Source organism: Novosphingobium rosa NBRC 15208 (genome assembly GCF_001598555.1).
GTDB lineage: Bacteria > Pseudomonadota > Alphaproteobacteria > Sphingomonadales > Sphingomonadaceae > Novosphingobium > Novosphingobium rosa.
Genome location: NZ_BCZE01000128.1, coordinates 1 through 12,249, shown reverse-complemented (window position 1 = coordinate 12,249; position 12,249 = coordinate 1). Strand labels below are relative to the sequence as shown.

Genomic DNA, 12,249 nt, shown 5'->3' with positions numbered 1-12,249 from the left:
AACGCGAATCACGCGTACGACCACTTGTGGGTAATTGAAAGCTGCTTCGGATGGTTACGATTTTGGCGGTGAAGGACCGCTTTTCAGCGGTCTGCGCCGCGGCGGCCAGGCCGATTGTCGTTGTATTTGGACCGCGCGTCCTGATTGATGCTGATCTTGAAAGCAGGCATAAGATCATCCCGACCGGCGACCAGCGGGGGAACTCCATGTTGAAAGTCTTGGCGAGTGCGATATCCGTTGCGACGATCGGCCTGGCTTCACCAGCTTGGGCTCAGGCCACCACGCGGATGTGCAGTTCCCTTGAGGTGCCGGGGCCAGCTTGTCTGCTAGCTCATCAGCACCTGCCAGAACTGCCGGACGGGCCAGTTTTCTGGCATCTGGACACCTTTAAATCCACCACGGAGGCTCAGCAGGCCGCCAGTGAGCATGGCACGGTAGTCGAAGCTTTCGGATCTGTTTGGCTTTTCACGCTGCAGCATGCTGGATGGCGGCCCACGGGGGGAAGGCACGTCGCCGAAATCGGCCCGCTGCCGATTGCAGGAGCCAACACCTATTCTGTCGAATATCTACGGTCAGTGTTCAAGCCCGGCACGACAGCGCCGCTGCATGTTCATTCTGGGCCAGAGGCTTTCTATGCCGTCAGCGGTGATACTTGTCTCGAAACGCCCGATGGGGTTCAGATTGGCCGTGGTGCGGGCAATAGTCTGCTGATCAAAGCTGGTCCGCCGATGCTCTTAATGGCGATCGGCAGCGTCCCTCGGCAAGGCTTTGCGCTGATCCTGCACGACGCGGACCAGCCACCGACGACCCTGACCCAAGTTTGGCAGCCCCAAGGCCTATGCGCCCGGCAGCTTGCTGCAGACCAGTCAAAACGCCCAATCGGTCACTGACGGGCAATTTCACTATCGGCGAATTTGAACGAATAACAGCTGCTGCCGAGGCATCTTGTGCGCGGATATGACTAATATATTGGCGGCAGTTGGCGACGGCGTTTCAGCCTATTCGTGATTCTTTAGGTGGCCTGCTACGTTGAACGAAGGCCGCTACGGACGGAATTGTTTGAAGCCTCCAACGGCAACTATTCAGCGGCTCTCCCCGCAGCATCGGAACGCGAGATTCCGACCACACTAAGACGCCCGGCCGGGCCCGCCCAAACGGCCGGTTTCGAAGGGAGCAGCTATCCGAGGCTGCCGGACGGGAGACGACCATTGCCAGTCATAGGTGGATCGGCGGGCCGTCCCGAAGCCAGCTCTTCGTGCGCCGCGATCAATGTAGCTGTTGGCGTGACAATCTTAACAGCCGCAGACCAAGCAGGACCGACCAAGTTGCGAATAGAGCAAATCCAGGAAATCCGAACAATCCCAATCCGATATGGAATTGCACGTTATTTCCATATGACATTGGGCCTTCCGTAAAGATAGCAAGGCCTCCGTTAAAAATAAAGTTTAGCCCCACGCCAACCAGACCGGCGCCCGCGACTGCGCCCCAAATTCTCATCCACTTGGGCAGCGCCATTGGGTTCACCCAATTGATAGCTACGAGCCACGCGCCGACGAGTCCCATCGGAAGCATGAAGAGAATGTCAGAGATGGCGACTTCCACCATGGCTATCAAACGAAGAAGACCCACGGCCACCAAAGCAACAAGCCCCAACATCGTCCAATGTCGGACCACCCGATTCCGGCCCACACCAAGCGACCGCTGTTGGTCCAACCGATAAAACCAAATCGCAACGGGACTCATCAGGAAAACCTGGGCGGCGGAACACAAAAACTGGGCGGTCAGAAGCAATTGCCCTGTCGGCGCCACCGCTCCAGACTCCTCCATCTGAAGATCCGGCGACGTAATGTAGGTGATCAGGCTGACGAACGAGCAGATCCCAAGGATGCCGCTTAGGATAGCCGACCACTGGACCGAGCGAGGTATCGTTTGGCTGATGTCCTTCGATGGGGAAAGAGCCATCGTGTGTGCTCCAATTATGACGATGAGCAAACATAGCATCCTATCCGGGATGGCAGCTATCTCCATCTGCCTCCTAAAGCCTTCTGTCGGCACTCCACCGCAGCTGCGCGTTCCGCGCGGATGATTGATCCAGATGACAACGGCCGATTCACGACAAAAGCCGCCGTAGCCACGGGGGGTAGGGGATGGGGGTTTTGTCCCACGTCCCGTCACTCCGCCAACTCAATGCGAGAAGAACCTACGGCCGGTTTGGAAGGCCCCACCAGGGACGCTGAATGTCCAGTTTTCAGCGGGTGTCGCTGGTGAAACTGCCGATTGCTCGTTGACAGGCGCTGATCTATTCTCCCTTGGGAATGGGGGCTTTGCAATGAGACGATTGGGGACCTGTCTGGCGTTTATGGCGCTCTCGATGCTGCCTGGGCTCTCCCGGGCGGCAGGCTCGCCGCCCATCATCGACATGCATCTCCACGCCTATCCCGCCGGTGCGGAAGGGCCGCCGCCCGTCATCATTTGCGCGCCCTATGACACCATGCCGGGGCGCGACCCGCAGGTCAGCAACCAGGCCTTCGCAGCCGACACCTTCAAGGTCGCACATTGTCGCCATCCCGTGGCGTCGGCCAAGGACGATGCGACTTTGCGTGCGCAAACCCTGGCGCAATTGCGCCGTTTCAACATGGTGGCCGTGGCCGGAGGGCCTTTCACCGCTCAGTGGCAGGCAGAGGCAGCGGGGCGCATTATCCCTTCGCTCGAATTCGGGCTGGCCGACGCGCCCACACTTGATGCCATCAGGGCGAAGGCCAAGGCCGGGCAGATCAGGTTGCTGGGCGAATTGATGACCCAATATGAGGGCATCGCGCCGGGCGATCCCCGGCTGGAGCCCTATTGGGCGCTGGCCGAGGAGCTCGACCTGCCGGTTGGCATCCATATGGGGCCTGGGCCGCCGGGCGCCGCCTATGTCGGCGCGCCGGATTACCGTATGAGCATGGGCGATCCGCTGCTGCTTGAACCGGTGCTGGCACGGCATCCCAAATTGCGCATCTATGTGATGCATGCCGGTTGGCCGATGATCGATAATATGATCGCGCTGATGTATGAATATCCGCAGGTCCATGTCGACACAGCGGTGATTGACTATACCCAACCCCGCCGGGAGTTTTGGCGGTATCTCAAAAGGCTGGTCGATGCCGGCTACGGAAAGCGGATCATGTTCGGTTCGGACCAAATGGTGTGGTCCGGCGCAATTGAGCCAGCCATTGCTTCGATCCAGACAGCGCCCTTCCTGACGCCCGCGCAAAAACGCGACATTTTGCATGACAATGCGGCGCGGTTTCTCAGGCTCTCTGGCGGCCCGGTCGCTCACAGGTGAGGCTTGGGCCTTGGCGTCCGATGTTAGCGCTCGACGAGCGTGAACGAATGACCGCTGTAGGGGAGTTCGTTTGAACGTCGGAATGCCTCCACTTCAGCGAAGTGTCTGGTAATGCATCTTCTCGGACAGGCTGTTGGACGCTAGGAAGGGGGCAGGGCGGCGCGTCGGGCGTCACCGAAAGCGTGGGTTTTGGGGCATGGTCGACGGGGACGAGGGCAGGGGAACGCTGGAACGGCTGCCGGAGGGGGAGGCCGTAGCCGCCACCGGCCTGTCGCTGGCGCTGGTCGAGGACATCGAGGCCGCGCGCCAGTACCGCCAGCGCGCCCGCGCCGCCAACACCACCCGCGCCTATGCCAGCGACTGGGCTCAGTTCGAGGGGTGGTGCTGGGAACGCGCTCTGGAGCCGCTGCCGGCGAGCCCCAAGGTGGTTGCGACCTATCTGGCGGCCCGGGCCCGCGCAGGCAACGCCCCCTCGACCATCACCCGTCACCTCGCGGCGATTGGCTGGCAGCATCGCCAGGCTGGGGCCGTGGCCCCGCAAGCGCGCGACACCAAGATGGTGATCGCCGATACGCTGGCGGGCATCCGCCGCGAGCAGCGCGCGCGGCCGACCGGCAAGAAGGCGGCGATTGGTGCCGCCGATCTCGCGCGGATGATCGCCAATGCCGAAGGCGAGGGACCCCGGGCGATCCGCGACCGGGCGGTGCTGGCGCTGGGCCTCGCCGCCGCGCTGCGCCGCTCAGAACTGGTGGCGCTGAAACTGGCCGATCTGGCACTCGTCGAGCAGGGGCTGACCCTGCGCATCCGGCAGTCCAAGACCGATCAGGAGGGGACGGGGGCGGTGATTGCCATTCCCGCCGGCAAGGTCCTCACCCCGGTCAAGCATCTCAACGCCTGGCTCAAGCTGCGCGGCGGCGAGCCGGGAACGCTCTTCACCCGCATCGGGCCGACCGGGCTACTCACGTCGGATCCCATGTCCGATCGCTCGGTGGCGCGTCTTGTCCAGCGCTATGCCGACCGAATCGGGCTCGCCCCCGGCAGCGTGGCCGGCCACTCGTTGCGTGCCGGTTTGCTGACCGAGGCGGCGCGGACGCGGGCGTCGCTGCCCAAGATGCAGGAGGTGTCCCGGCAAAAATCAATAGATGTGCTGCTCGGCTATATCCGCTCGGCCGCGCTGTTTGATGACCACGCGGGTGGCGGGTTCTTATAACGGGTACTGTCGTTGCCCCACCGACAAGAAGATCGGCGCTAACGATAACAGCGTATGGTGGGAAGTGGCTGAGCGCCGAAGGGCCTGAGGCTTAGAGAAAAGCGAGCGTTCCCAACCGGCGAGGGGTCAGTGCAGGTGGGGAACGCTCACGACGCCCTAAAGCGCCTCGGTTCCAATTCGTTGGTTCCTCCCGAATTGGTTCCGATAGAATATGCTGGTAAGGGTGGCTCGGCGAGGACCTCGCAGTTCATTCGAGACCGAGCCACCCTTCCTAATACCGCCAGCTGCCTGGTGAGAACCGCCGATATTAGGGCCGTGCATTCGAGTCAGGTTCGCAACGCCCAAATGCACGACGCAGGCTAGGAATCGGATAGCCTACCCCAGAAACCTATCGACCTTGGCCGGAAAGGGAAGCGCTGAAATTCAAATAAAATCGTTTGCTCTAACATGGATAACTGTCCGTTTGAGGCGGGGGTTGGCCCTACCTCAAACGGAGCATGGCAACCCTACATCCGGAGCATTGCTGCCGGATCAGCCCTTCCGGTAAAAACCGTCTGGGAAACAGGGCGATTCACAAGTGATCAGCGCAAGCCGTATCCTCATGCTTCTGCTCATCGCCCTCGTGCTGGCGACTTATAAGCTCTCGCCATACCGGGCCTCTAATCTGGTTGAGGTCGCCAGCAGAAACCAGCCCACGACATTCGACAGCCATTGATTTAGTTGAGCTGCCCGCCGGGCTCCATGTCTCTGCCTTGGTCATAGGCCAGCACGCAAAAGGCCATCGTCGCCAGCATCTCGCCCCGCCTCTCAAATTCCGGCCCGGTGTCTTTTGCCATCATTGCCATGCTGCCGATCCTGTTGGCGAATTCCGTCATCGAGCAGATCCCGCTTCGCTGGAGCATATCGCCGATGAGCGCCACCACCGAGCCAACCGCCTTGCAGGCTTCGTCGTCCATGAACCATCTCCTTTAGAGGAGGCGGCAGGATGATCGCCCTGAGCGGTTCTCCCTATTCCATGAAATGGGGATAGACATCTAAAAATATGGGGCTGCTGGCTACGGTGGCGGAGTCGGGTGTCCGCTGAAAAAATCTCTGGCTTCGAGATATTTGCTGAACGCGTCGTCGATCACGTAAGCTCGCCATAGCGGCAGCATCGGAATGAGGATGGGCTTGTTTTTGTAGTTGGGCGCACCAGTCCTGCGGCAATGTGCCGAGAAGTCAGACCAAAGCTCCCAGAACGAAGGGTGCAGTTTTTCTGTGAATCTGGCGAGTGGCATGCCAGGAAAACGACGCGCAGACTGCTTCGGTTCCTGGATGATAGGGCGTACCCCGAATGCATCGCCGCTGAATGCGGGGTATCACCGGTGGTACGGGCCATTTTCCCGTCGCCGGGGAAGCGGCGCATTTTCGCCTTCCTGAGATTGTCGCGGCGGAGGGATTATCCGCCGAGTGACCGCTCAACCTGAACCAGCGGCCCCTTTCAGCAGGCGAAGCAAAGTCAGTGAACGTCGAAAAGGTTGGGGAACTAGGTCATTGTGGAACATGCCTGCCCTGCTATCCTGCGATAAGCAACAGGGATGAGCAGTTGGCCGGGACAATCCTTATAGACCGCGATAACGGTGTGGCCCTCAACAGCGTGGGGTATCATCGGATTTTAGAGGCCGTGCGTGCCCAACTCAATTCTGAGGATGCGCGCTCGACTGAAGGTGTTTTTGCGCCCAATGATTTGGAAGGCATGTCGTTTATCTCGTTAGTTGAAGCCGATACACCAACCTTCCGATGCTTTCATAGCGCAGCAATTGCGGCTTACTCCGGTGCCACCGAAAGCGGTTATACCTTCACCGAGTGGGACGAACTAATGGAAAAGCTAAAACGAGATCCGAGGAGCGTGGCCACCGGATGACCGCTAATGGGGCGTTTTCTCTCAATCGGCCAATGGCAGGTTTGTTGTCGCGTCCGGTCAGTCCGCTTTTTCTCACGATCGGCTTATAGCTACCATTGGGGGCCGACTGATCGGAATTTCCTCGGTCCCTTATGGGGGGTGCTCAAACCGGACCAAGCCCTTGCCTACCGTGGTTGACATTTTGAACCACCGCCGGGAAATTGCCGGGCCTGAGCGGCGAGATGATCCGATGACAACAAAACCACCGTTTAGTTGTCAGCGCATCGGCAGTTTATATGAATGACCGAGTGCGGTCAGGAAACCCGCCCGAGCTGCTTAACCGCGGTTTTCCAGCCGATTTAACATATTGCACATATTGCACGTTGCCTGCGCGCCAGTTGCGACACGCGCGGCAGATGTACCATGCCCCGCCCGGCGAGGAAAACGCGACTTCATTCGGTCGAGGCTGGGGGCACCCGAACAGAGGCCTGGGTCATTATCCAACTTCGCCCGGCCACTTTGGCATGATCGGATTTGTGACGCGCGCCGCTCGGGTTTATCGTTCTGGGTATGCAGCGCGCCCATGGCTTTTCCCTGTCTCCAATTGCCTTTGCCGGGTTGAGCCTGTCCATCGAGCAGCTCTGCCGACGGGCGGGCGTAGTGCCTTCCTCAATATTCAACACCGATGATTTCTTCCGCCTCTGGGCCGCCGGGGAGCAGGCGTTTCCCGAGCGTGATGCCGGGTTGCATTTCGGCAGCAGGGGGATTGATCTGGGTTACAGCGTGGCCGGCATGGTCGCACTGCATTCGCCCGATCTCCACCATGCCCTGGTGGCGCTCGCGCGCTATAAGCGCCTGACCTGCCCCGAACTGATCGAGATCGACACTGGGGCCGCTGAGGTGTCGGTACGTTATCGCTGGCTTCAGGCGACGCGCGGTGTGCCCCGCCTGCTCGTCGATACCACCATGGCCTCGCTGTTGGCCCTTGTACGGCGGGGGACGGGCGGGCATGTGGCGCCGCTCCGCCTTGAGCTGGCGCGACCGTCGCTGGATCAAGCGTTGCTGGCCGATCATTTTGGATGCCCGATCCGCTTTGATGCGCCCCATGATGCCATGGTCTTCGCCCAGACGGCTTTGGCCCAGCCTTTTGTCACCGCCGATGGTGGTGCCTTTGCGCTCACGCTGGCTGGACTGGAGGCGCGCCTGGCGCATGGCGAGGGGTTTCCCGCGCTGACCGGCGCGCTGCGCGTCGCCATCGCCCGACACTTGAGCGAGGGTCGCCGCCCGGGCCTCGCGGCGATTGCCCACCGCCTCGGGCTCAGCGTGCGCACGCTCCAGCGGCGGCTTGATGGGGCTTCCACCAGTTTTGGCGAGGAACTTGCGCAGGTCAGGCGCATCACGGCGGGTCGGCTGCTGGCCGATACCCAGCTGGATATGGTGGCCATCGCCATGTTGCTCGGCTTCGAGGAACCCAACTCCTTCGCCCGTGCATTTCGCGGTTGGGAGCAGACAAGCCCGATGCGTTGGCGCGCGCGCCACGCGTCCCTTTCCCCATCAAGGATACCCTTATGAGCCAGCAGAATGTTCTCGTTACCGGCGGCTCCGGCTTTATTGCCGGTCACTGTATCCTCCAGCTTCTGGAACGCGGTTTCTGCGTGCGCGCCACGATCCGCTCCCCGGCGAAAGAGGCCGCCGTGCGGGCGGTGCTGGAAGAGGCGGGCATGGTACCGGGTGCCGGCCTGACCTTTGTGGCCGCCGATCTGATGCGCGATGAGGGCTGGGCGCAGGCGATGGAGGGGATCGATGCCGTGCTGCATGTCGCCTCGCCGGTCAGGCCCGGCCAGGTGGCCAGCGAAGATGAAGTGATCGGCCCGGCAGTGGACGGCACCCTGCGCGTGCTACGCGCGGCGCATCACGCCGGGGTGAAGCGTGTGGCGCTGACCTCTGCCTTTCACGCGGTAAGCTGGGGTCATCCCCATGGCGACCACATCTTCACAGAGGCGGACTGGACCAATCTCGATGGCCCTGGCGTCGACGCCTATGGCAAGAGCAAGACGCTGGCCGAACGCGCCGCCTGGGACTTCGTTGCCCGGGAGGGCGGGCTGGAGTTGACCGCGCTGCTGCCCGTCGCCGTTATGGGCCCGGTCATGGGGCGTGAAATTTCAGGAGCGAACCATATCATCCAGCGCATGCTCAACGGGGACATGCCCGCTTTCCCCAATCTCTTCATTCCGATCGTGGACGTGCGCGATGTGGCGCTGGCCCATGTGCTGGCCATCGAGGCGCCCGGGGTCGCAGGGGAGCGCTTCTTGATCTCAAACGGCCCGGCGTTGGCGATGAAGGAAATCGGCGGGACCATCCGGTCGGCGGTTGGCGACGCGGCCAGCAAGGTGCCCAAGAGCGTGATGCCCGATGCGATGATGCGGGCTATCGGACTCTTCAGGGATGATGTCCGCCCCTTCCTGCACGATTTGGGCTATGCGAAGAAAACCAGCAATAGCAAGGCCTGCGAATGGCTCGGTTGGACTCCGCGCGATGCGCATGAGGCCATCGCCGCTGCGGCGGAGAGTATGGTCAGCAAGCAGCTTGTGAAGGCATGAATCGGTGAGACCCTTGGCTTACCCAGGAATTCCGAAAGCCTGAGCGCAAACCAGCCTTCACGGCGACAAGCCCCCATGCTCGCTACGCCGCCAAGCACGGGTCGGAACAGGGTGCCAGTGCTGAACACGTCCCGGCGTTGGCTCGCGAGGCCAAGCGGCACCATTAGCTCAGCATGCGTCGAGCAACTCATCCCATACCTTGGGCCAACTATCGCTGAGAGAAAGCCAACGTGCCACCAAACCCACTTGGGTTCGTTGGGGTTGTGAATGACAGGAGCGTTTCGTGACCGAGCCAGCTTCCAACACCCCATTGCCTCTGAACCCAGGCGACGAGGCCGCGCCGGGCACGCCGAGCACCGGCGAGAATGTCTGTCCCGCTTGCGATGGCTCCGGCCAGGTCGAGGGGCGGGACTGCGAAAATTGCGGCGGCTCTGGCCGCGTGGTCCAAGCGATAGGCGGTGCTTGATCCATGTGCAGTTGAGCGTCGGGAGGCGACCGGGCTAACGCTGTCTACCAATCGCGGATGTCCACGCATCATGGACGCCATCGATGCTCCACCACAGACCAGCCTTCTGCTGCACACAGTGCGCGCGATGACCAACCTTTTCCCCTCCCGGCTTTGAGTTTGCCCTCACTCTTGGACCCAATTGGTAGCTATGCAGGTTTTCACCATCGGATATGAGGGCGTCACACAGCCAACGCTGATTGCGGCGCTGCAAGCCGCTGGCGTCGGACTGCTCGCGGACGTTCGGGCTGTGCCGCTTTCGCGACGACCGGGCTTTTCCAAGAACGTGCTGGCCGCCGGTCTGCGCGAGGCCGGCATTGATTATATTGGTCTAAAGGCACTGGGTACGCCGCCCGAAGGCCGCGAGGCAGCGCGCAAGCATAATCATGCCAGACTTGCCGAAGTCTACGCCGGCCAGTTGGAGTTGCCGGAGGCGCTGGCCCAGATGGCGCAGCTTCGGGATTTGGCGAAAGAACGGCCCACGGCGTTGCTCTGCTTCGAGCGGGATCCGTCCGGTTGCCATCGCTCGCTTCTGGTCGAAGCTGCCTTGCCTGAAGCGGAGGCCGTTCATCTTTTCGCGTGAGGACGGTGGCGGAATATTGGTCCTGGCCGAAATCAGTCTGTCCCGTTTTGCGGGGTCCGGTCCCGGCGTCGCGGTTCACGGCGGGATAGCCGCCAGCCTCAGCACTTTGTCGGGCATAGTTGCCTCATTCGATGGGCGGACCGGAGTTCCAGCATGTCTACCCCGCAATCGCAGGCTAGGTTCACGTAGTTTTCGAAGCGATTTATTGAACGTGGTTACGATGCAGGGTTCGCCTCTCACCCACGCTCCGTCAGGATGGTGCTAGCCCCGGGCGTTTCTACGGATTACCAAGTCCAGGCATCGTGGCCTCAGTTGATCTTCTTGCGCGCGATGGTGAGGCCTGGGGCCACACACAGGCGGCAAGCCGGGCCGGTGAAGCTGCGCCCCGCGGTCTTGTCCCCGCGCAACTGCCATTCCAGCCAGTCCACCACCACCTGCGCCACCGCGCCGCCATAGGGTTTGCCGAAAGTGCCGCCATGGCCCACCGGGATGTTGACCAGCGCCGCGGGCACATGATCGATCTTCGTGAAATCGTCGGTGCCATTGGGATAGGCGATATCGGTCGGGCCACCCAGAATGTAGATGACCGGCGTGTGAATCCGCTTGAGCATGGCCTTGTTGACGGAGATGCCCTGGATGGGGTTGCTGCCATCGGCAAAGATGCCGCTGTTGTTGACGATCAGGGCATGGATGCGCGGGTCCGGCGCCAGCTCCAGCGCCTGAAGCCCGCCGCAACTATGCCCCGAGACGGCGGTCATCGTCGGGTCAATGCGTCCGGCATAGCGGCCAGCCTTGCCCGCGTTACGCGCCAGCGCCCAGTCGAGTCCGGCGCGCACATCGGCGCTGGTGGTTGCGACGGGAGGCAGCTGGCCCTGCGGCGTGCCAGGGGCGCGAGCGGCAGGCTTTTCCGTGGCCGAAGGGCCCGAGAGGATGCGGCCCGGCGTAATGACGAGATAGCCATGCGAGGCGATCTCGAGCAGATGCTGGCGCGCGCTCGCGCCATCCGCGCTGCAGCCGCCATTGCCCCACAGCACCACGCCCAGCTTTCTGGACCCCATCTTGGCCAGATCGGATGGGCGGTAGATGAGATGGTCGGGCAGGCTGGCGTCGGTTTCCATGATGGCGGGGTAGGGGCCGCTGCCGGGCAGGTTGGGCAGGGCCGCTTCACCGCTAGCGTCCGACGATGTAGTGGGGGGCGGCGCCTGCTGGGCGAGGGCCACTGCGGGAACGGACGCGGCGATGACGCTCAGCGTGAGCAGGCCGACGAGCCGAATAGTGCGCATGTGTGGCGTCTCCCCCAAAGAATTTGCATGATTGCTATGCATTAAAGCAATGCTTACAAAAGACGGGCATCAAGTCCATCGAAAATCGGGGATGAAAGGGATTCCTGGTGGAGAGCTTGCGCCCCTGCGTCTGGCCCGCGCAGGGACATGCGTTTGTAGCGCGCTGCTGCCGGTTCGCCTCGGTAGGGCCTTTTCGGCGATGCGCCGGTCGACCTCCTCGGGTGTTTAATTCGGCCATCAGGGCTGTGTTACCACACTCTGTATCGCCCTGATCGATCAGGGCGCCAGCTGAAGCCGCGAGGCACGTTGATGTTGCAATTCGCTGTCGCCATAAATTGGCATCGATTGTGGCGCAGGTCTTTATGGCGCGCGATGCTCGCTAAGCAGGCCCAAGGTTTCCGGATCAGAACTTGCAAACCATTCACTGAGCGCCGACTCGACCAGGCGCTCGCCCGAGGCCAGCGCGAACAATGTCAGGGACGAGCGCAGTTTAAGGGCATCGACTGGTCCAAAAACTTCCTCAGCATCTCGATCGGGAAGTTCCTGAAGCGCGCTCACGCATTCCCGATACCGCAGACCTAGCAGCGGATGAGCGAGATAGGCCTTTGCCTCATCCAGCGATTCAATGGCATAGCGCTGCGCCATCGGGCTCGTGCCCAACCCTACGATCTGGGGGAAGATGAACCACATCCAATGGCTTTGCTTTGCACCGCGACGGATCTCATGCAGGGCCGTGTCGTAGATTGCAACCTGGGCCTGCACGAAGCGCTCGAGATCGAACGGGTCATCTTTCAGATCGGTCATCATGAACGTCTCCGTTGGGTCGTAGCTGTGGCGCCGCATTTGGCGCGCCACCTG

General features: G+C 61.6%; 11 protein-coding genes. 7 read left to right on the top strand and 4 right to left on the bottom strand.

Going from position 1 to position 12,249, the window contains the following annotated elements:
- The first annotated feature begins 50 nt into the window (after nt 1-50).
- Nucleotides 51-890, top strand: a complete 840-nt coding sequence (locus SR3_RS29135) for a cupin domain-containing protein (protein ID WP_068094562.1) — start codon at nt 51-53, stop codon at nt 888-890.
- A 376-nt stretch (nt 891-1,266) separates the two neighbouring features.
- On the opposite strand, the gene SR3_RS29130 is transcribed toward SR3_RS29135, so the two are convergent.
- A complete protein-coding gene (locus tag SR3_RS29130) occupies nt 1,267-1,962 on the bottom strand; it encodes a hypothetical protein (protein ID WP_157099197.1) in 696 nt (231 codons plus the stop codon).
- Nucleotides 1,963-2,329: 367 nt separating this feature from the next.
- Here SR3_RS29130 and SR3_RS29125 point away from each other — a divergent pair, with 367 nt between their 5' ends.
- Together SR3_RS29125 and SR3_RS29120 are read left to right on the top strand one after the other, a co-directional pair.
- Nucleotides 2,330-3,328 (top strand): amidohydrolase family protein, encoded by a 999-nt coding sequence (locus SR3_RS29125; protein ID WP_068094555.1) that lies wholly within the window; start codon nt 2,330-2,332, stop codon nt 3,326-3,328.
- Nucleotides 3,329-3,524: 196 nt separating this feature from the next.
- Nucleotides 3,525-4,538, top strand: a complete 1,014-nt coding sequence (locus tag SR3_RS29120) for a tyrosine-type recombinase/integrase (RefSeq protein WP_084456042.1) — start codon at nt 3,525-3,527, stop codon at nt 4,536-4,538.
- Between the two features lie 716 nt (nt 4,539-5,254).
- Here SR3_RS29120 and SR3_RS29115 read toward each other — a convergent pair.
- Nucleotides 5,255-5,494: a hypothetical protein gene (locus SR3_RS29115; RefSeq protein WP_068094553.1), complete on the bottom strand. Its 240-nt coding sequence runs from the start codon at nt 5,492-5,494 to the stop codon at nt 5,255-5,257.
- A gap of 629 nt (nt 5,495-6,123) precedes the next feature.
- Here SR3_RS29115 and SR3_RS31735 point away from each other — a divergent pair.
- The 4 genes from SR3_RS31735 (at nt 6,124) to SR3_RS29100 (ending at nt 10,108) form a co-directional block, all read left to right on the top strand.
- On the top strand, nt 6,124-6,441 hold the full coding sequence (locus SR3_RS31735; RefSeq protein ID WP_157099196.1) for a hypothetical protein: 318 nt from the start codon (nt 6,124-6,126) through the stop codon (nt 6,439-6,441).
- 597 nt (nt 6,442-7,038) lie between these two features.
- A complete protein-coding gene (locus SR3_RS29110; protein WP_169805742.1) occupies nt 7,039-7,992 on the top strand; it encodes an AraC family transcriptional regulator in 954 nt (317 codons plus the stop codon).
- Nucleotides 7,989-9,020 carry an SDR family oxidoreductase gene (locus SR3_RS29105; RefSeq protein WP_068094549.1) on the top strand — a complete coding sequence of 344 codons (1,032 nt, stop codon included), beginning with the start codon at nt 7,989-7,991 and terminating at the stop codon, nt 9,018-9,020. The genes SR3_RS29110 and SR3_RS29105 overlap by 4 nt, the downstream gene beginning before the upstream one ends.
- Before the next feature lie 656 nt (nt 9,021-9,676).
- Nucleotides 9,677-10,108: a DUF488 domain-containing protein gene (locus SR3_RS29100; RefSeq protein WP_068094545.1), complete on the top strand. Its 432-nt coding sequence runs from the start codon at nt 9,677-9,679 to the stop codon at nt 10,106-10,108.
- A 308-nt stretch (nt 10,109-10,416) separates the two neighbouring features.
- Here the strand turns inward: SR3_RS29100 and SR3_RS29095 are convergent, their stop codons facing one another.
- Together SR3_RS29095 and SR3_RS29090 are read right to left on the bottom strand one after the other, a co-directional pair.
- Nucleotides 10,417-11,391 carry an alpha/beta hydrolase gene (locus SR3_RS29095; protein ID WP_245654152.1) on the bottom strand — a complete coding sequence of 325 codons (975 nt, stop codon included), beginning with the start codon at nt 11,389-11,391 and terminating at the stop codon, nt 10,417-10,419.
- A 360-nt stretch (nt 11,392-11,751) separates the two neighbouring features.
- A partial coding sequence (locus SR3_RS29090) for a DUF1810 domain-containing protein (protein ID WP_407668225.1) occupies nt 11,752-12,249 on the bottom strand: 498 nt, incomplete at its 5' end.